Genomic DNA, 21,821 nt, shown 5'->3' with positions numbered 1-21,821 from the left:
AAATTTTTAAATTTAAGAACATTGTCCAATCACTCCGCTGGACTTTAACATCAAAAATTGACTATGTAAATTTTTGATGTTCGCCCCCATACTCCACAATAATACAATTCAATACCGCAAAAGTTTGGCTGAAAAAGCCATTTATGGCATTCTGTTAAAAATGTATAAAAAATTCTTTTAACAACGATTTATAAGCGCTTGTATAGACCCCTCTTTGCTCATATATAACAAAGGTGGTTTTTTCTTGGATTGTGTCGCCTCCTGTTTTGCCGAACACCAATATATTACGAAAGGGCCCGCTACTTGAAAACGAACAAATTTCAATGGAACGAAGCATTTTTAAGTCATGGAAAGATGCTATTTCCAACAACGTAAGCGACATCGAGCTGGGAACGATAAGGTAAAGTCGACCATCTTGGCGCAAGCCAAAGGCACTTTTTTCAAATAGGTGATCAAAAAAATGTAGACTTCCATGCCTTGCCAGGGATTTCCTTGCATTTGGACTTTTCAATGATTGGATAAAATAGGGTGGGTTACTAACAATAAGGCCGTAGTAATTGCCCATGACGTAATGATCTTCCAACAAGGTTTGATGCGCTCTCAATCTTCCGGAAAAAGGACTTTGTTCAAAATTAAGCTTGGCTAGCTGATACGCTACCGCATCGGGTTCAATTGCATCGACAAAGGTATGGGGGAAACGCTGTGAAAGCATCATGGCAATGACTCCTGTACCCGTGCCCACATCCAGTACTGGGCCTTCTGCAACTTCTGCCATAGCCGCCAGCAGCACCCCGTCGGTATTGATTTTCATGGTGGCCCCGTCTTGACGAACCACAAACTGCTTAAACTGAAATGGACTCGACATCTTAGGCAAAGGTATGATTTTTCAAGAATCTAAGCACATAGCGCTCTGCCTGCAGTGTTTCGGGCGCTTTGCTTCTTTCACGGCTATGGGCTTTTAGAAACGAGTTTAACTTTCCATTCTCGTAAGCATCGATCAATGCTTTATGCACGTAATAACTTCGACATACTGCACGAGTATTGCCGAGCTTTTTGGCCACATAGTCCAAGCATGCGTTGATGTTACGCTTGCATGCATTTTTATGCTCAAATGCTTCCAGGGAAGCCAAATAACGAAACGCCCAGACAGTGCCACACCAAGTTCTGTAATCCTTTGTGGTATAGATATCGCCTACGACATCTTGTATATAACTATTTAAGTCTCCTGAGCCCACAGCATAGGTATTGCCCTCGGCATCGTAATAGGAAAAAAGCTCCTGACCGGGAATTTCGGTCATCTTCGCCAGATGCTTCACCAAACGGGCATTGTCAACCTCGATATGGTGCTGCACCCCTTTTTTACCCCGAAAGTCAAATGTGGCTAGGCCCTTCTTCAATTTAAGCTGCTTACGGTACAGCGTGGTGAGTCCGTAGCTTCCGTTTGTTTCCCTGTAATGAATGTTTCCCGCCCTTATCAGGGTCTCTTCCATTATTTCGAGCGCTATTGCGATGGCCTTGTGTTTGTCTACTTTATGACGCCGGAGGTCTTTCTTGATCTGTTTCCTCAGCTTTGGCAACTGCTTACCAAAACTATACATCCGTTGAAACTTGCTCTCACCCCTCAGTTTGTTCCATTCTTCATGGTAGATGTATTGCTTGCGTCCTCGATCATCATAGCCAGTGGCTTGCAAGTGTCCATTGGCTTTGGGGCATATCCAAACACGGGACCAAGCTGGAGGGATGACCAAAGCTTTGATCCTCTGCAGTTGATTGGCATCTTTAATGGGGGCTTCCTTCTCATCTAAATAGGAATACCCCCTTCCCTTTTTCAATCGTTTCCATCCTTTTTTGCTATCACTGTAATAGCATAGCAAGGAATTCTCCAATAGTTCGTTTCCCATAAAAGCAGATCATAGATATGCCCTAGAAACAGCTATTGGATATTTTTTTTAGGTGGCCCAAGCCTTATCACCTTTTTTATAAGGCACATTACCATCATACTTGCCTGGGATGAGTACATAGCGCATCGCTATAGTAGCGCCTTGCTCGCTCGTGAAGAAACCCAATAAGGTCAGTTCTTTGATCATGCTGAAATAGTGTTTGGGTTCCTCCTCTTTCTTGTTTGCATTGTATTCCTTTGATTCCTTATCAAGGGTATTTAGAAGTGCGGTGCGTTGTTCGGCTGTAAGCTCTTGAAATGGAGCATCAAAATCCTTTTTTGCTCTTTCGTCCACGTCGATAAGGCCTTCCATGAACACTTTTTGATCGGCTTCGGTGTAACAGTCCCTTACCATTATCGGGATAAACTCTCCTACACCCGCCTCCTTGGCTCCCGGAGTTTTAGTCTGCGGCAATATAGTTTCAGCTATATCGCCCAGAAAATCGATTCTATCGGGTTCAAATAAACTTTCGACCTCTTTGGATGCCTTTTTCGTGCAACCTTCCAAAAACAAATTCGCCCCTATCACTGCTCCTCCCATCAACCAAGCTACGCGATTCAGTGCTTCTCTTCTATTCATATTGGTAAAGTAAAAATTAAAAAAATAAAAAAAGCTAAATGCGCGCATTATCACAGGGCGTTATTTATTTCCCAGCCGTTGCGATATTGGCGCTTTACAAACTGATTGACCAGGTCAAAGTTGGTCACTTTCATGTTTTTGTTGTCCCACAGCAATTTGATATTCCTGCCGGGATATTCGTCATTGACATTCATATCTGCACCTCGAATTGCCAGGTTGGCCATTAACAGCGCCTCGGTAAGCGGACCTGCAATCTCAAAAGGCGAACTGACATCTTTTTTGCCATACCCCGCCAAACAGGCTTCTACCCATTGTGCATAATGCCCCCCAGCTTGCCCTGGTACCCGTTCGAATTTTTGGGGTACTTTGGTTTGCTCCGTGAGCGAGGTAGGTAGCAATCTGGCATTTTCACCATAAGTACCAAGCATTATTTTCCCTTTTGTTCCCACGAGTAAAGTACCATTGCCGCCATCACCAAAGACCTCATTTGCACCTAGCTCCTCTGGTCTTTCCGGCTGTATGCCACCATCCATCCAGTGCAAGGTTACGGGCCCTTCCGTTTTAGGCGTTTTTGGAAAAGTCATTGTCGCATGGGACGAAGGTGGGCAGCTTTCGGGGAAATAGCCTCTCTTGAACTCATCCACATACACGGAGCCCACACTGGCTTGCACATCCTGTACGTAGTTTAGGCCAAGTACGCTAAAAGGCACTTCCAACAAATGGCAGCCCATATCTCCCAACGCACCGGTACCGTAGTCCCACCATCCTCGCCAATTGAAAGGCACTAATTTATCTATGTAATCCTTATAGGGAGCAGTTCCTAACCATAGATCCCAATCCAATTCTTTTGGTATATCCGCCTTTTGCGATGGCCAAGGAATTCCCTGTGGCCAAACGGGTCTGTCTGTCCAGCAATAGACGGTATGCACGTCACCTATCACTCCCGCATCAAACCACTCTCTCGCCAGACGGGGACCGTCATTGGAAGCACCCTGATTGCCCATTTGTGTAACCACTTGATATTTCTTGGCCGCGTCCGTGAGCACACGAGCTTCCCATATATCATGGGTTAACGGTTTTTGGACATATACGTGCTTACCCAATTGCATGGCTGCCAAAGCATGAAGGGCGTGGTTATGATCTGGCCCTGATACCGAAACGGCATCTATATGCTTATGCTCCTTATCGAGCATCTCACGGTAATCCTTGTAATATTTGGCCTTGGGAAACTTGGCCACCGAGCCTGCGGCCCGCCTGTCGTCCACATCACACAGATAGGCAATATCAGCTTTACCACTTTCGTAAAAGCTATTGATATCACTAGATCCCTTTCCGCCCACGCCTATACCTGCTACCTGCAACTTGTCACTTGGCGCCACGTAACCTACACCGCCTAGTACATGGCGGGGCACAATCATGAAACCAGTAGCGGCAAGGCCGGCACCTTTTAGAAATCTTCTTCTGGACAAATTGCTTAATTGCTTATCATTCATTTTCGGTCAAATCTAATTGGTTATATATTTATTAAAGGTTTTGCTTTTTAAGTTCACTGACAGCAAAATCAACAGCCCTTGCCGTCAACGCCATGTAGGTAAGTGACGGATTGACACAAGCTGCCGATGCCATACAGGCACCATCGGTAACAAATACATTTTTGGCATCCCATACTTGGTTATTGCCGTTCAGCACGGAGTTTTTTGGATCCCTTCCCATACGCGCCGTCCCCATTTCATGGATTCCTTGTCCAAATCCATAACCGGAATCATATGTATGTACGTTTTTCACCCCGGCAGCCGCCAGCATCTCCTTGCCATCCTCCATCATATCTTTGCGCATCTTCAGCTCATTTTCCTTGATTTCCATATCCATGGCCAAGACCGGCAGACCCCATTTGTCTTTCTTTTCCTTATCGAGAAAAATCCGGTTTTCGTGATAGGGAAGAATCTCACCAAAGGCACCGATACCGATGCTCCATTGGCCTGGTTCGCATAATTCGTCCTTCATATCGGCTCCTATTCCTAGCTCGGCAATGTCCCTTCTCCAGTCTGAACGACTGGCACTGCCTTGATAACCAAACCCCCGCACATAGTCGCGCTTGTCATTGCCCACATTCCTGAAACGTGGCACATAGATGCCGTTGGCACGACGGCCGAAATAGTACTTATCTTCATATCCTTCTACCGTACCGCTTGCCCCACATCTGAAATGATGGTCCATCGCATTATGTCCCAACTCACCACTGCTGCTGCCCAAACCACCTTCCCATACGTCAGTTGCAGAATTCATCAGCACCCAGGTAGAATTGAAGGCAGAAGCACATACAAAGACAACCTTAGCAAAGTATTCATAAGTTTGGTTGTTCTGTGCATCCAATATCTCTACCCCTTTCGCTTTCTTAGTGTCCTTATCATAAAGAATCTTGGTGACTATAGACCAAGGTCTCAGGGTAAGGTTTCCAGTAGCTGTAGCTGCCGGGAGGGTGGCCGATTGGGTGCTAAAATAAGCCCCAAAATTACAACCTAACCAACATTTGTTCTGGTATTGACAATTGACCCTTCCTTTATGGGGTACCGTGATATTGGCCACACGTCCTATGATAAAGTTACGTTCTCCCTTATAATGTGCTTTCACGCGTGCCGCCACATCTTTCTCCACGATATTCATTTCCATGGGGGGCAAGAAATCACCATCAGGCAATACTGCCAAACCATCCCTGCTGCCGCTAATGCCCGCAAATTGCTCGGCATAGCTATACCAAGGTGCTAAATCCTTATAGCGAATAGGCCAATCGGTACCATGCCCATCCTTTAGGTTAGCCTCGAAGTCCAAATCGCTAAAGCGATAACTTTGCCTACCCCACATCAGCGATCTGCCACCTACGTGATAACCACGATACCAGTCAAAGCGTTTCACCTCGGTATAGGGGCTTTCCTTTTCATTGACCCAATAGTTCAAGTTCATCTCGTTAAGCGGGTAATCTCTCCTTAAGACAGGATAGTCCTCTATCATCTGCTGTGTCCTACCGCCCCTATGTGGGAAGTCCCAGGGATTTTTATTAGGACTTTCATAATCCTTCACATGCTCGATGTTCCTACCTCTTTCCAGCATAATTGTCTTCAATCCTTTTTCGGTGAGCTCCTTAGCCGCCCAACCTCCACTGATTCCTGATCCGATGACAATTGCATCATATACGTTATCTGCCATATATAATTAGTATATTAGTTTATTAGTTAGTTATTAGTCTATTAGTTTGTTTTGAATGTATTGACGGTCTTTTGCCTGTCCTGAAACAATAGAAGAAACAATAAGGTAACCAAGAGCGCAATTCCGGCAGGTATAAGCCATATGATCTTCCAATCGTGCCCAGAGGCTGTAGCATAAGCGTCCACGATAGGCCCCGAGACAAAAGCTCCGATCATCATACCCACGCCATAAGTCCCCAATGTCACCAATCCTTGCGCAGCAGATTTGAAGCGCTCGCCAGCAAGGTTATCCGTATAAATTTGACCTGTTACAAAGAAGAAATCGTAACAGATACCGTGCAGGGCTATACCTACGATAAGCATCCAATAATTTGCTCCAGCGTCGCCATAGGCAAACAGTACGTATCGTAATACCCATGCCAGCATGCCTATAGCCAGCATTTTCTTCACACCAAGCCGCACGAAAAAGAAGGGAATCAACAACATAAAGAGCGTCTCGGAAACTTGCCCCAAAGACTGCACACCTGCAGCTGCCTTCATACCTGCTTCGTTAAAAAATTGGTTCGCAAAGGTGTAGTAAAACTGCAAAGGTATACATATGGCTATGGAAGAAAGGAAGAACAGCAAATAGGATCTATTGGCCAAAAGACGCAAGGCATCTAATCCCAATATTTCGCTTACAGTAGTTTTTTCTCCCTTCTTCAACGGAGGCGTAGCAGGAAGTGTCAGGCTGAAAAGCCCTAGTATCCAAGAAGCAGCAGCAGCCATCTTGAAAGTCAATGTCAATTGGTTGCTCTGTTCCCATCCAAACCACCCGATGATGAGACCAGCTACTATCCATCCGATAGTGCCTAGCACACGAACGGAAGAAAATTCTTTGCTCGGATCCTTCATCTGCCTAAAAGATATGGAGTTGACCAGAGCCAGCGTAGGCATATACAAAATCATGTAAATGACTATCAAGGGGAAAAGGCCGTCAAATGAGGTAGACGAAGAAGCAATCCAAAGCAAAACCCCTCCCAAAAGATGCAGAACTGCCAATATTTTCTGTGCTGGGAAAAACTTATCCGCTATTAACCCAATTATAAAGGGAGCTATAATGGCGCCAATGGATTGCGTAAGAAAAGCCAAACTGGTTTGAAAACCGGTTGTGCCAAGGTTCTTACTTAAAAATGTGCCTAAAGTGACAAACCATCCGCCCCAGATAAAAAATTCCAGAAACATCATGGCTGATAATTTAACACGCGTAGTCGGGTTCATAAACTGGTTCGGTAATGTTTAATGTTATTTTGCTAAAATTATACAATTGTTTTAGTATCAGAAAAACATAAGTGTTCACTTACTTTTTCCAAAAGTCGTTTTAAAATTAGTCTATTTTTCATGAATCGCAAATTAATTTGCAATTTCATGAAGCAATAACGATCCTACTATCAACATACAGTACAGGACGGCTAAAAACAATACACTCCAAATCAAAAACTTACGACGAAAGTTTCCCAGATCCTGGTTATAAAAAAAATTGGCCTGTATGAATAAATTCATACAGGCCAAAATACCATCAAAAATCAATTTTTACATTCTACTATTATAATTCGGAGCTTCCTTGGTAATGGAGATATCGTGCGGATGACTTTCTCGCATACTTGCCGCACTTATTTTCACAAACTTTGCCTTTTGCAAGTCTTCGACAGTTGAAGCGCCACAATAATGCATGCCAGCGCGTAGCCCTCCAATATATTGATATACAATTTCTGCCAAAGTTCCTTTATAAGGTACTCTTCCCACAATTCCTTCGGGCACCAGTTTAGTCACCACGTCTGTTTCATCCTGAAAATAGCGGTCCTTTGAGCCCTTTGCCATGGCATCTACCGATCCCATACCCCTATATGACTTGAATTTTCTTCCTTCATATATAATGGTTTCACCTGGAGATTCCTCCACTCCTGCAAATAAAGAGCCTGCCATGATGGTACTTGCACCAGCAGCAATGGCCTTTACGATATCGCCAGTCTGTTTAATACCTCCATCTGCAATAACGGGTACATCTCTCCCTCGCAAGGCCTTGGCACATTCAAATACAGCATACAATTGCGGAACCCCCACTCCTGCTACAATGCGTGTGGTACATATGGATCCAGGCCCTATACCTACCTTAACAGCATCAGCACCTGCATCGGCCAGGGCTAAGGCACCATCGGCCGTGGCCACATTTCCTGCTATAACCTGAAGGTCCGGATAGAGCGATTTCACTTGCTTTACCATATTCAACACCCCTTTGCTATGCCCATGAGCCGTATCAACAGTAACAACATCTACGCCTGCCTTGACCAATGCAGCTACCCTATCCAGGTTTTCAGGAGCTACTCCCACAGCTGCTCCCACGAGCAGCCGGCCATGCTTATCCTTTGCCGCGTTGGGAAAATGCTTGAATTTTTGAATATCTTTAAAAGTAATAAGGCCCACTAGCACTCCTTCAGGGTCTACCACAGGCAATTTTTCGATTTTATATTGCTGCAATATCTCCTCAGCCTGCAGCAAATTTGTTCCCATTGGTGCAACGACAAGCTCATCCTTGGTCATCAGTTCACTTATAGGTTTGGACATATCCTTCTGAAAGCGAAGATCCCTGTTAGTGACAATGCCGACCAGTCTATGATTGCTGTCTATGACAGGAATACCACCTATTTTATTGTCCCTCATAATCTTAAAAGCATCGGACACCAATGCGGTTTCGTGGAGCGTCACAGGGTCTTGAATCATACCGCTCTCCGAGCGCTTCACTTTGCGTACCTCGTTGGCCTGCTCCTCAATGGTCATATTCTTGTGCAAGATACCTATGCCTCCGGCCTGAGCAATAGCTATAGCAAGCTCGGCTTCGGTAACCGTATCCATGGCCGCCGATACCAACGGAATATTTAACCTGATATTTTTGGTAAGTTTTGTCCCTGTATCTACATCCCTTGGGAGTACTTCAGAATAGGCTGGGATTAACAGTACATCGTCGTAGGTGAGTCCTTCAGCTACAAATTTTTCTGGGTCTAATTGCATGGCAAATATGTGTTGGAGTTACTATTTGCCAGGCAAAGGTACACATAGTTTCGTGCATTGCAAATAGGTCTTCGGATTTTTAAGGTCATAATAAGGTAAGTATATTCTTCCTTATATAAGCGAAGTAAACTTAACTGTGTAGAAATGGCAACATGTTGCCCCATAAAAAAGAGTTCCCAACCGAAGTCAGGAACTCTTTTTAAAATAGATTCCAAAAGAACTGATTCAATTCCTTATTGCTAACAGAACAAAGCGTTTATTCACTATCTTCTTGTGAACTTTCGGGAGCCTTATCGATCAATTCCATAAACTGATCGAGTTTTGGCGTGATAATAATCTGTGTACGGCGATTCTTGGTCCTCCCTTCGTTGGTGTCATTGCTAGCCACAGGGTTGTACTCGCCACGACCACCAGCCGTCAATCGCTTAGGATTTACGCCATATTCGTTCTGCAGGGCCTGTACGACCGACGAAGCCCTCAGTGCACTTAAGTCCCAGTTGTTGCGAATGTTGGTCTTCGAGATTGGCATGGAATCGGTATTACCTTCTATGAGCACATCGTAATCGCTGTAGTCCTTGATGATTTTCGCGATCTTGCTCAAGGTTTCACCTGCTTGTGCCGATATCTCATAGCTTCCAGATTTGTAAAGCATATTATCAGACAAGGAAATATAAACCACGCCTTTCAATACCTGCACATCTACATCGCGCATTTCTTCTCTGCTAAGTGAGCGGGTCAGGTTATTTGTAAGCACCATATTGAGCGAATCACTCTTGTTCTTGGTATTCACCAAATGCTGAATATACCTGTTTGAAGCATTGATTTCGTCAACCAGCTTAGATATATTGGCATTCCCTTGGTTACTATTTGTAAGACACTTGTCTAAAGCTGTCTGCAAGGAGGCCACGTTTGAACGGTAGGATTCTATTTGCTCTTCCAGATTTTTCACTCTGGACTGTGCATTAGCCAAATCATGCTGACTATTAAGATATTTCAAATCTAGTTCTTTATGCTTGGTCTGCAAGTCCGTATACTGCGTTTGGAGCTGCGTATATTTTTTGCTGCCCACGCATCCCGATGACAAAAGCGCTATGCTTAATATAGCCATGGGAAGATATAACATTTTCTGTTTCATAAATGATTTCATTTTACTTCAGTTGAATTAGGGTGTTTTTTGCCGATAAAAATACGCTATTTTTTCAACTATTGTGATTAATTAGTTAAAAATCATGCCAAAAGTGGCTTGGCATGGCACTTGAAGCCTCAAAAATTGCATGTTGGTTTGCCCCAAGCAAATTTCTCCAACCACAATAAAGCACCGCCTTAAAGCGCTTGGCAAGTAAGCCACTACCTTGCTTTAGGTCAAACTTAACCTATATTCACTGGGAGACATACCAAAATATTTATGAAAATTACGCCCAAACTGGGTTTGCGAGCTATATCCCACCCAAGTAGCTACTTCATAGATTTTATAACGGCCGCTCGCCAAGAGCTCCGCTGCCTTTTTCAATCGCACAAGGTTAATAAGCTCATTTGGTGTCAGATCTGACAATGCCTTTATCTTACGGTAAAGCGTGGGTCGGCTCATACACATAAAACCCGCCAACTGCTCCACATCTAGGCGCTCTTCCTGAAGATGTTGCTGGATGGTGTGTTCGAGCTTGACGAGAAAGGCTTCGTCAGTCTTATCACGTATTTCTGAATTAAGATAGAGTAAAGGAGACGAAGCGAAATATTGACGTATCTTTTGTCGACTGGCCAGCAGATTGGCAATCTGCACCTGCAAAAACTCAGGAGAAAAAGGCTTTTCCACATAGGCATCCGCTCCAAACTCCAAGCCCTGAATCTTAGACTGTAGCGTGTCCTTTGCCGTCAACAATATCAACGGGATATGGCAATATTCCATATCTGCTTTAAGCTGTTGACAGAGCGCGTAGCCATCCATAACAGGCATCATAATATCGCTAACGACCAAATGGATGCAATTTTCGGCCATGACAGAAAGTGCTTCTTTACCATCATACGCGGTAAAGATCTCATAGTGTTCTTCCAGGTCATCTTTTAGGAAAGATAAGATATCATCATTGTCATCAACAAGCAAAACCCTAGGTTTTGCTGCCATCGGTGTATTGACTGCTATCACTTTTCAAGCCTTTATATTGGTTATTGGCAAAACTAATACAAATGTGTTGAATTCTTTCCTATTTTCAGTTTCTAGATAAAGCTTTCCGCCGTGCATATTGGCCAATGACTTGGCGAGTGCCAGTCCCAACCCTGCGCCCATAGTACCGTAGGCCGCTGGCGTACGAAAAAATGGCTCGAAGATCTTTTCGCTCATTTCTTCTGGTATCAGCTCCCCATCGTTACTCACCCGAAGCAAAAAGCAATTTGTCGATTGTTCCAGGGAAAGCACCACTTCTGACTTGGCATATTTAATGGCATTGCTCATCAAATTGCTCACCATCTTATCAAGCGCATCTAAATCCACACAGACAACTATTTCTTCTTTCGGCAGATGGTATGATAGCCTCAGTTTTGCTTCAGTTAAGGTGGGCCTTATGCCCCCCAGTACTTGCTTTAAAAAAGGAATGAGCTGCACTTGTTGGTAATTCAACTGAAGCCCCTTGATCTCGGTCTTTCTAAAATCCAACAACTGCCCCGCAAGTTGCAGCAACCTTTCGGTATTCCGTTGCATGATCAGTAGATTTTTTTTGATACTGGGCACTTCATCTACTTTCTTCAACACCTTTTCCATAGGCGCCTTAATAAGCGTCAGAGGAGTTCTTATCTCGTGGGCTACCTGTGTAAAAAAAGCAATTTTAGCATGGTACATTTCCTCCTCTTTGCGATGCGCCAACTGTTCCAGCCTTATCTCGTGTTTCTCCTTTTGGCGACGATGGTAATTGCGGACAAAAAAAGTCAGCAAGCACACCCCCAAGACAAAGTAAAAAACACGAGCCATAGGACTGGCCCATGGAGCCGGCAATATTTGAAGAAACAAGGTCTTCTCTGGACCTAAGCGCTTTCCAGCACTATTTACAGCGGCCACTCGAAATTGATATTTCCCAGCAGGAAGTTCAGTAAAATATGCTTTTCTGTTTGCAGTGATGTGTGTCCATTTTTGATCGAGCCCCTCCAGTTTATAGGCATATTCGTTCCTTTCCGGCGATATATAACTTAGTGTAGAGAAATCAATGCTAATAGTAGATCGATTATAGGGAAGTACCAAGGAATCGGTGTAAGAAATTGATTTCTTTAAGTCGTATTTGCCGGGACCGATGGCCAATTCTCGATTGTAAACCTGCATTCCGGTAATGTAGATTGGAGCAGAAACTTGCTTCAAAGGCATTTTCTTAGGATGAAATCGCACTAAGCCCTTTACCGTTCCAAAGTAGAGCGTTCCATCTGTTGATTTATAAGCCGCATTGTAGTTAAACTGATTGCTCAACAAACCATGAGCAGTAGTGAACAACCTGCTGTTTCCATTTTGGGGATCAAATTGTATCAAGCCATTGGATGTGCTAACCCACAGTTTCCCATAGTCATCTTCCAGGATGGCGCAAACCAATAAGCTTTTGCCCAATGACTTGAAGTTAATTTGTCGAAAGACCCGCTCGGTAGCGTCATAACAGCAAAGACCTTCTTCTGTACCTACCCAAACAGTTTGCTGACGATCTTCCTGAATATAGGTAACCCGGTTGCTGGGCAAGCCCTTTCCATCGTTTTTCGCAGCAAAAAAACCTTTTTCGCCAGTTTTAGGATGATAGTAATACAAACCATCACGCCAAGTGCCGGCCCATATGTATCCCTTAGTATCTTCAAATAGGCAAGTGTAAAAAATATGGTGGGGAATAGCTTTCACCACTTCAAAGCTACCAGTTTCTGGGCGAAACATATAAACACCAAAATTAGTTGCCAATAACACCTCACCATTTTTTCGGCGAAGTGTGGTATAAACAAAATTGCTATGAAGTCCATTGTCTCCACCCTTGGCATAGAATTTCCTGAACACCTTTTCGGTAGAAATATTAAACATTTCCAACCCCTGCTCAAAGGTACCTATTAGCAGGGTATCGCCCAAAACGGTCAATCCGTGGAGATTGTAGCTACCTATAGCCTGTTTATCATTTGTAGGTAAATAGGATTTAAAGGAGTTATCTTGAGGATTAAAGCGGTTTAGGCCTCCATTTTCCGTTCCTATCCATAGCGTGCCATTGCGGTCACTTGTTATCTCACGCACGGCATTGCCCGAGATACTTGGCTTGCCGGCAATTGGGAAAAACTTCTCGAAAAAATCATGCTGAGGATGATAGTAATTGATGCCTCCAAACCAAGTTCCTATCCAAATTCCCGACTCGACATCTTCCCATATTGCGTACACGGCATTGTCCGATATAGCCCAAGGATTACCATGTTGTTGCTGTAAGCGTTGGTAAGCCGATGTTTCAATATCCGATAGGACAAACACCCCTGCTTCAGAAGCCAACCAATAGTCTTTCCCTATTTGTTTTATATCGCGAACAAACAAGGGCTCCCCGGTAGATGTGCTCGTTAGTACATCCCGATAGGTTTCTTTCATTATATGAAATGCTTTCAATCCTTGGGAAGATGTACCTATTAAAAGCCTGCTTCCGTTGCTATCTATTGCCATAGTTGTGACAGATTTGGAGATGGCCGGTGCTGAATGATCAAAAAGATCGAAAACCTTCTTTTTATTCGTTCCACTATCATATTTGATAAGCTTGCCATCTACACTACCGCCCCAAACCACATCGTTGTGTACGAGAATGCCCCTAAGGCCATGAAACCCTAGTTCTCCAAATTCCTGCAAAGATTTTGACTTCCTATTGAAACAGTATAGATCGAAATCGCCCAGAAACCAGATATTATCCTTGTCATCGCCGACTATCAATAGCACTTCTTTGTTCTGCTGATAGGGAAAATGGCTAAAACGATCGTTCCTTGGGTCATATACATAGATTCCTTGATCGGTCCCCGTCCAAATCATCCCATCTCGATCCTCGTATAAACTATGTACAAAATTATTGCCTAGGCTATTATTATCATATGTATCATGCCTAAAGCTCTTAAATGTATAACCATCGAAACGATTGAGACCATCCCTGGTACCAAACCACATAAACCCCTTGCTATCCTGGATAATGCAAATGACGGCGTTATTAGAAAGCCCCTGCTCTACCTGATAATGTTTGAAGTAATGGGGCTGGGCAATCATCTCGGCCCAAGCCAGCCAAAGCACCAATAAACAAAATGCTTTTTTTATCATAATTCAGCATCAAACATACTGATTTTCCGTGGCTAGGCAATAGATAAGATCTTACTTTTGCCTTATAGTAGGTGCAGGCTGCTCCGTGCTAGAAGCACCTTGTCCCATTACTGTTGGCCAAGCATCCTTCCACTCCAGCCTATCAAGAAGTAAAGCCCTTCTGTTTGTTCCATGTGGCAATTGGCCATCGTGACGAGTGTCAAATCCATGATACAATATCCAATCCGCTCCGGCGTCATCCGTTATAATCTGGGCATTGTGCCCCACCCCCACAAAATAGCCATTGCCCTTCAACAAAACTGTTCCATTTCCTCGTTCGGCAATATCCCTACCCTCTTGGTCAAGATAAGGCCCCAACAACGTTTTAGCCCGTGCTACGAGCACATGGTATTGGCTATCGTGACCTTCGCAGCAACTTCCTTTCGAACCAAAAAAATAATAATAGTCTCCCTTTTTATGGATCATCACCGCCTCCCAATCACCTGCAGCAATCTTTGTTTTATCGGTCAAACTTTTTACTTTCCGGCCATCGGCTGTCAGCTCAACAGCATAAGTTCCCTGCGTAGGCAAGTCGCTAAAGCTTCCCCAAAAAAGGTATTTCTTGTCATCCTCTTCAAAATAACAGGGATCGATGGAATTGGGCACATCCACTTCCGAGCTGAGGAATACCTTTCCCTGATCGGCGAAATCGCCCGTGAGCGAGTCTGCAATTGCTAGGCCAATGCCTGGGTCTGGATCGCCCCAGGTGGAGTATGCATAGTAAAGATAAAATTTCCCATTTACGAAATTGACATCCGGAGCCCAGATACCGCCCTTTGATTTCCACGTGGGTTTCTTCGTTAGCGCGTCTTTAAGATACTGCCAATGGACAAGGTCTGCCGATCGTAGCACGGGTATCATCCGCTGTCCCTTTCCATCGCCAAAATCATCTGCCGTACCAAAGGCAAAGAAATCTCCCGTCCCGGGATCCCGGACAACAGTGGGATCCGCCAACACCGGTTCGTAAACCGGGTTGACGTATACGGCCTGTCGCAAGGTGCTATCTTCTCTTCCAAGATACTTTTTTGATTTCGTGGAACAAGAACCAAATAGGATACCCTGCAAGATGAAAAATAAAAAAGGTAAAGCGCAAATTCTTATGCTCACAACCATCTTTCCTTAGGGTTTGAACTGATAGAGTTTATCGTGAAGTGCTTTGAGAGTGGCCTCTGGTATTTTAATTTCTTTCCTATCATAGGTAAACATGCCATTCGTCTCCACTTCCACGTCCGTTGTCTGCGTGTAAACCCCCGCCGACAGGCCAAGAGGAATCAAACGCTGTAAGTCTTCCATGAGGCGAGTATAGCGCTTTAACAGTTCCTCTTTATTCTTGAAGCTCTGATAGCCCCAATTGTTCTTTTCCTGCCAAGTATGCCCTTCTACAGGCAAACCCAGCCCCCCAAACTCGCCTAGCACCAATACCTGCTCATCGCCAAATAATTCAGGATCGGGCATGCTGGGGTCGGGATAGTTGTGAATGTCGAGAATATGACCAGCTTTCAGGAAATTTCCGCCACTGGCACTATTCACCAAGCGAGAAGTATCGTAGGCCATGGTCCACTCTGTAATCTCCTTGGTCTTGAACTGTCCCCAAGCTTCATTAAATGGCACCCATACCACGATGCTCGGAAAATTGTGCAATGCATCCATAATAGCTTTCCATTCCTTCTTATGGTACGCTTCAGATTCCGAACTTCGTTCTTTATCTAAGTTGAAGCCAGAGATCTGTCCTGGATGATTATCCCAACGATTGCCGCCGAGGTCGCCGCTGGGCATATCCTGCCACACCAAGACGCCCACGCTATCGCAATGGCGGTACCAGCGTGCCGGTTCCACCTTGATGTGCTTGCGGATCATGTTAAAGCCCATTTCTTTAGTCTTGACGACATCAAACAATAAAGCTTCGTCCGTGGGAGCCGTATAGAGCCCATCCGGCCACCAACCCTGATCGAGCGGGCCGTATTGAAAAACAAACTCATCGTTCAGCAACATGCGCTGTATGCCTTTTGCATCCTTTGCCATGGAAATTTTCCGCATGGCAAAATAACTCTTCACTTCGTCTATTACTTTGCCTTTGCGTACCAAAGATACTTTCAGGTCATAGAGGAAAGGAGCATTTGAAGACCATAACTTGGCATTGGGAATAGACAAGCTGGCCTGTTCACCCACTGCGAAAGAGGCTGACGCCACCGAAGTGGTGCCTTCCAGCGCTTCCACTTTAACTTCATCGCCAGCTTGTGCATTGGCCACCTCGGCTTCAAAATGCAATGAACTTTCGTCTACCGAAGGGGTCTGCTTGGTAGCGCTAATATACGTTTTGGGCACGCCTTCCAACCAAACGGTTTGCCAGATGCCCGTAACGGGTGTATACCAGATGCCCTCGGGTCTATTCACCTGCTTGCCCCTGGGCTGTGGGCCATCATCAGTAGGATCCCAAACACGGAGAGCAATATCCTGTTTGCTGCCTTTTTTCAAGAACGGGGTAATATCAAAGTAGAAAGGATCGAAACCTCCCTCATGCTGCCCTACTTTCTGACCGTTTACATACAGCTCACTGCGCCAATCGACAGCTCCAAAATGCAGGAGCACTTGTTCTTTGGTCAGCTGCTTATTGATATCGACTTGCTTATGGTACCAAAGTGCCTGTTCCTTCCCTACCTCTTTGCCTACTCCCGATAGCGATGACTCGGCGGCAAAAGGCACGAGAATCGCACCTTGAAACTGGCTTGGAATACTTTCTTGCCCTATCGGCGTGATGGCATAATCCCAAAGACCATTCAGGTTCTGCCAGTTGCCTCTCTGCAAATGTGGGCGTGGGTATTCCGGCAAAGGTTGTCCTGGATTGACCAGCTCGGCCCAAGGTGTTTTAATCTTATCTCCTACAGGCTTCCAATTTGCGGTCTGGCCTTCCACTGCGCTTACGGTAAGAACTAGTGCCAAGGCACTGAGGGATCTTCGAAATCTATTTTTCATAACTTATTTTTATAACATGTGCTTATCTGACTCTCAAAGAAACAAAAAGCCCGACTTTCCGTCAAAGCGATCTGTTTCAATCATTCGTTGATTCGTCTCAATCTCAAACACCAATTCACATTCCCTTCTCCAATACTTTCACAAAATACCCTCCCACTACGGAACGGGCCCGGAAACCAACGGATTTGCCGTCAGTTGTTTCATGCCAATCGCTTAGGGGAATACGGTCGCTGGTTTCATTGACGTATTTCCAAACTGGATCTACGAACGTATTGAAATCCTTGTCTTCTGCTAAAGTAGCGGTCCAAAGAATCCAATCCGATTTCGTATAGGTCTTTCGGCTATCTAATGGCAGTCCATATGTTTCCTGTTTGGTTTTATAATAGGCTATTTCCTTTTTTACCACCTCTTTCGGAAAAATATCGAGCTTGAGCAATTTGTCCCAAATGAGGTTGTATTTTTGACTCCAGGTATCTTTTTGTCCAAAAGCCAATGCATAATGGTCGCCATCATCGGCCAATTCCATCCATTTCTTGGCCATATCCCTAGCTAACTGAAAGTGCTCCTTCGCTAGCTCATCCTTTTTCAGCAGCTCTGCAAGCTTGGCATAAGAAGCAATACCCATAATGGCTTTCACGGAAAGATTGGCATTCCGCGCGAGGTGACCGGCAAAGTCATCCGTACACAATTGATTTGCTGGGTCCATTCCCTCCGCTTTCAGGTAGTTTGTCCAAGTGGTTAAGGTCTGCCAATGCTGCTCGGCAAATTCTGCATTCCCTTCGCGAACAGCGAGCGCAGCTGTCAAGGTGAGCATATTGCCTGCCTCTTCCACAGGCATGTCTTCGCCATATGTCTGCCCATTAGCGAGAGGATAAGTGCCAACGTCGTGCGCAGGAAAAGGTTTCTGCCAGCGACCGCTCTCTGAATAATCAAAAATAAAGCGGAGCAGCCCTTTAGCCAGCTCGGTATTATAATGTAAAAACAAGGGCATGGAAGGATAGGTCACATCTACCGTGCCTATGGAACCATTCGAAAAGTTCTCCTTCGAGAAGAAAAATAGCTCGCCATTCTTGTTTGCCACCACCTTGTGGGCGGCTATAGCCTGGCGGTACGCGAGATTGCATAACTCCGCATATTTAACACCTCCCGCCTTTTCCGCTTCTTCAAATAATTGTTCATCGAAGTCAGCACATGCTTTCATCAAGCGATCATAATCGCTTTGTGCCGCTTCGATCATGGTGAGGGCGTTCGAAGTACCATTCCGTCGCCACCAAGGACGGAGGTTCTCCCCAAAATACTGTACGCTATATTCATCATCGTAGGCCAATGTGACGTGTTCCTGCACTTCTCCTTTAACTTTTCCGAGCTCAATTTCCAGCCCGATCAGTTTATCGGATGCGGGGCCTTCGGAAGCTACGGCGGCATCCGATGCCTGCTTCCCCAGGAGGCCCGCCAAAGCGGCCACCGTTGTCGGCAAGGCTTTTACGGTAGGTTTTTGTGCCGCCGCCAAATAGGCTTTGCCCCAATCAATACGCACGTTGTCGCCTTTTTTTCCAAGGATATTTTGCGACAGGGTGCCGACCGACTGAACTAGCTGTCCGTTTACTGATTGTAGCTCGGTCTTCACTTGTTGGCCCGGCTTGTCCGTACTTACGGTAGCAGATACGGCAAAGAACACCTGCACGTCATGCTCGGCGCCATCTGTAGACGATGCTTTAAAACTTATATAGGAAGCTGGTCTTGCCAGTACCTCCAGGTCATCCATCAACAATGGCGAGGTGAATATCATCCCTGCCTTTATTGGCCCTGCGGCAAACTCGTATGCTGTTTGCGTAGCAGTCAGTTTCACGGACTTCTGTTCGGCCAACTTCGTGTCAAAAAGCTTTCGCTCGTTCACCAGCCCCACGTCTATGAATGCACCTCCTCGGTCGTTGCGGCAATGCACGGCCAGCACGTTCTTTCCTTCTCGCAACGCATCCTTGCCTGCTGCAGGCAGTGGAACAAAAGCATAGTCGAGAATAAAGTTCTCATCCCGATACACGGGCACCCCATTGATAAAAACCTCCACCGCATCGTCGTGGCTGATTAACAGCTTTAGATCTTCTGCTTGCTTATCGTTCCAGTCAAATTCCCTACGGTACCAGATTTCTTTGTCGTACAAAGAAGCCGGCTTGATGGGGTTATCAACCGAATTGTCACCAAAGGGAGCCGTTCCCATTTTCCAAGATTGATCGGAATAGTCTGGCTTCTCCCATCCCGCTGCTGGTTTGGTATAGGAATAGCGAACCTGATAACTTTCCTTCTGTGCAGTGGGCACCCATTCTTCCATCTGGGTGATCGCTTTTCCGGCAATTTGGTAGAGTTCCTCGTCCACCCGCAACAAGGCAGTAATCGCCTGATCTGTTCCGGTCCAATGCTTGGTAGATTGGGTGTTTAAGGTATCGCCAAATGACCAGATACTGAAATAAGGATCGTGAGTGATCAATGGATAGGCGGGTGCACGGAGGCTTGTTTCTCTATCACCGCTTTTGGTGCCGGTAGTTTTACCGTTACCACAAGCGGAAAGCAGGCCCGCACCAACTAATAAATAAGCAATAAAGGAGTGTCTGCGCATATTCTTATATCTATTTGTTTAATTTTGATTTACTTCACCTCTCATATCATAGCTTGTCGAAATTGTTTTATTTACAAACAGCTATTTTGTTGTCGGAAAAGCCGAAATTCTTAAGCGTGCTGCTCCCATGGGAATCAGCGTCACTATTTCCTCTTTTTCATCCAGGTTCAATGGGCTTTCTGGCAAAACGGCCGTCAGGCCATACTGGTCTATATTCCAATTTTCCACCCGCTTGGCCTTGGCCTTTATTTCAATGGGCACTTGGCCAAGCGTAAAAGGGAAGTCATCGGCGGGCCAAGTTTTCTTTATTACCTCAAACGTATCTTCCAGCTTCCCGTTTGGTTCCACCAAGGCATAATTCCAGGCAGAAGCGGGGAAAATCTCAAAAGAAGGCCATTTTTCCGGGTCGGCATCCTTTTGCCATTTGGAATCACCGATAGCCGATTTTTTACTGTCGGCCTTGCGGTATTCCTCTTCTATTTTCAGCGAGTAGGTCAGCGGGCCTCGTTGCACGCTCAAGCTATTTTTGTTTTCCACCCATTTTTTGGTATGCAGCTTCATCGGAAGGTAAATGCTTATTTCATCGCCATCTTTCCAGTCACGCGTGATCTTGGCATAAGTCCCTCCTTTAAAATCGCCTTTCAATTGCTCCCCATTCACCGATATCTCGGCTTGTTCACACCACAGCGGAATGCGCATATAGTAAGGGAAATTCACCTCTGATGCCGTTTGGATCGTATAGCTCATTCGCTCATCGAAGGGGTAATGTCCCCTGGCCGATATCTGCACAGCTTGTCCTTCCTCGCCTACCAGCGCTTCCACATCGGCTTCTGCATACAGCAAAGCGGCAAGCCCTTGATCGGGCGTAGCCATAAACAAATGTTCGGCATAATAAGGCCATCCCTGGGCGTGATTGTGCTGACAGCAACGGGAGCTGAATGGATTCATCATTAGGAAGGGGCCATTGTTATCAATCCCTGGATGATGGTTTTTGCTATCGCTGATAGTCATATTCGGACTGGTGATATAACGTAGTGCTTTAAAGTCGGGCATCACCGCTGCGGGATAAGTATTGAAAGCTATTTCTTCGGCATGGTCGGCCCAGAAGGGGTCGCCTGTAAAAGCCATTAACAGTTCATCCGAAGCCATTTGCTCTACCATACCGCAGGTTTCCACTCCCTGCCTAGGATCCGTAAACCCCTCTCTGGCATTTTCATCGGCACCAAACATACCACCTGGCACCTGTCCATATTTTTCGCGGATGAACTCAAAATTGCGATAAGTTGCTTGCAGGTCGTCCTTATCCCCACTTTGTAAGTAATAAGTTGCAGGCTCGCGGAAACATTGTGCAATATTTACGTTATGCCAATTGGGTAAGTTGTCTTGTTGGCGCCAGTCGGCTGTATTACGATGCGTTTTTTCGGCCAGCTCCAGTAGCCAGTCGTTTCCTTCCGTGCGGTTGTAGAGCCAATAGATGCTGTACAGATTGTCGCCACCGCGACTATTTTCCCAGTAATCTTTCAGAAACAGGCTATCGGGCAGTTGGGCCTGCCACCTAAAATATTTTTCCATAAATGGCAGTACCCTTTCATCTTGGCTGTGCTCAAAATAAGATTGTAGGCACCAAAGCATGATCATATTTCCCCAGAGATCGGGCTTACCATTTTTCAAGATCAGAGGACCAAAATAGCCATCGTCCCGCTGACTATTCAAGGCAGCATCTAGCCATGTTTTTGCGTTTTTGATAATGGAGGAGTCCTGCAGGATATAGCCCAGGTTTCCGTAACCTTTCAGCCAGTAGGGTACCTCCTCCCAACCGTGATCGCCGCTTCCGTCCTTGCTGAGCCACGCATTGTTTTCTTTGGCCAGCCACGCACTGATTTCGCCAAGGTGCCCGGTAAGCCCATCTCGTTGCAGCTCCAGGTACTTGCGAAGCCATCCTTTGGCTTGTATGCTGCCAACCGGGAGTTTCAAAAAATAGGCTGACTTAAGGGGTGCCTTATTTTGAACATAATATGGATTTACCTTGGACGTATCCGTTCGCCCCACAACCTCCACAGATGTACTGTTTTGGCAAGCAACCGAAAGGGATAGCACACTAACAAAGCAAAACAGGAAAGAAGTTTTCATCATCAATA

General features: G+C 45.4%; 14 protein-coding genes. All 14 read right to left on the bottom strand.

Features of this window, described 5'->3' with window-relative positions:
- Positions 1 to 154 precede the first annotated feature (154 nt).
- Positions 155 to 865, bottom strand: coding sequence for a tRNA1(Val) (adenine(37)-N6)-methyltransferase (locus A37S_RS0119030; RefSeq protein WP_028298363.1), 711 nt, complete (start codon positions 863 to 865; stop codon positions 155 to 157).
- A gap of 1 nt (position 866) precedes the next feature.
- On the bottom strand, positions 867 to 1,901 hold the full coding sequence (locus A37S_RS0119025) for a DNA topoisomerase IB (RefSeq protein WP_028298362.1): 1,035 nt from the start codon (positions 1,899 to 1,901) through the stop codon (positions 867 to 869).
- A gap of 48 nt (positions 1,902 to 1,949) precedes the next feature.
- Complete coding sequence (locus tag A37S_RS0119020; RefSeq protein ID WP_028298361.1) at positions 1,950 to 2,519, bottom strand: gluconate 2-dehydrogenase subunit 3 family protein; 570 nt, start codon at positions 2,517 to 2,519, stop codon at positions 1,950 to 1,952.
- A gap of 50 nt (positions 2,520 to 2,569) precedes the next feature.
- A complete protein-coding gene (locus tag A37S_RS0119015; protein ID WP_028298360.1) occupies positions 2,570 to 4,012 on the bottom strand; it encodes a Gfo/Idh/MocA family protein in 1,443 nt (480 codons plus the stop codon).
- 31 nt (positions 4,013 to 4,043) lie between these two features.
- Positions 4,044 to 5,723, bottom strand: coding sequence for a GMC oxidoreductase (locus A37S_RS0119010; RefSeq protein WP_028298359.1), 1,680 nt, complete (start codon positions 5,721 to 5,723; stop codon positions 4,044 to 4,046).
- A 41-nt stretch (positions 5,724 to 5,764) separates the two neighbouring features.
- Positions 5,765 to 6,982: a nucleoside permease gene (locus A37S_RS0119005; protein ID WP_028298358.1), complete on the bottom strand. Its 1,218-nt coding sequence runs from the start codon at positions 6,980 to 6,982 to the stop codon at positions 5,765 to 5,767.
- A gap of 312 nt (positions 6,983 to 7,294) precedes the next feature.
- Positions 7,295 to 8,770, bottom strand: a complete 1,476-nt coding sequence (guaB, locus tag A37S_RS0118995; protein ID WP_028298357.1) for an IMP dehydrogenase — start codon at positions 8,768 to 8,770, stop codon at positions 7,295 to 7,297.
- Positions 8,771 to 9,026: 256 nt separating this feature from the next.
- Positions 9,027 to 9,905 carry an OmpA/MotB family protein gene (locus A37S_RS0118990; RefSeq protein ID WP_028298356.1) on the bottom strand — a complete coding sequence of 293 codons (879 nt, stop codon included), beginning with the start codon at positions 9,903 to 9,905 and terminating at the stop codon, positions 9,027 to 9,029.
- 222 nt (positions 9,906 to 10,127) lie between these two features.
- A complete protein-coding gene (locus tag A37S_RS25335) occupies positions 10,128 to 10,892 on the bottom strand; it encodes a response regulator transcription factor (RefSeq protein ID WP_036603246.1) in 765 nt (254 codons plus the stop codon).
- Between the two features lie 24 nt (positions 10,893 to 10,916).
- Positions 10,917 to 14,057 (bottom strand): ligand-binding sensor domain-containing protein, encoded by a 3,141-nt coding sequence (locus A37S_RS0118980; protein WP_051293310.1) that lies wholly within the window; start codon positions 14,055 to 14,057, stop codon positions 10,917 to 10,919.
- 51 nt (positions 14,058 to 14,108) lie between these two features.
- The gene (locus A37S_RS25330; RefSeq protein WP_245586427.1) at positions 14,109 to 15,203 is read right to left on the bottom strand and encodes a family 43 glycosylhydrolase; all 1,095 of its coding nucleotides are present in this window, start codon (positions 15,201 to 15,203) and stop codon (positions 14,109 to 14,111) included.
- Positions 15,204 to 15,215: 12 nt separating this feature from the next.
- Complete coding sequence (locus tag A37S_RS0118970) at positions 15,216 to 17,069, bottom strand: glycoside hydrolase family 2 protein (protein WP_028298354.1); 1,854 nt, start codon at positions 17,067 to 17,069, stop codon at positions 15,216 to 15,218.
- 115 nt (positions 17,070 to 17,184) lie between these two features.
- Complete coding sequence (locus tag A37S_RS25325; RefSeq protein ID WP_036603242.1) at positions 17,185 to 19,683, bottom strand: glutaminase family protein; 2,499 nt, start codon at positions 19,681 to 19,683, stop codon at positions 17,185 to 17,187.
- An 81-nt stretch (positions 19,684 to 19,764) separates the two neighbouring features.
- Positions 19,765 to 21,816 (bottom strand): beta-L-arabinofuranosidase domain-containing protein, encoded by a 2,052-nt coding sequence (locus A37S_RS0118960; RefSeq protein WP_051293309.1) that lies wholly within the window; start codon positions 21,814 to 21,816, stop codon positions 19,765 to 19,767.
- Positions 21,817 to 21,821 lie beyond the last annotated feature (5 nt).

Source organism: Olivibacter sitiensis DSM 17696 (assembly GCF_000427965.1).
Lineage (GTDB): Bacteria > Bacteroidota > Bacteroidia > Sphingobacteriales > Sphingobacteriaceae > Olivibacter > Olivibacter sitiensis.
The sequence above is the reverse complement of the archived record's forward strand: the minus strand, read 5'-3'. Positions and strand labels throughout refer to the sequence as shown.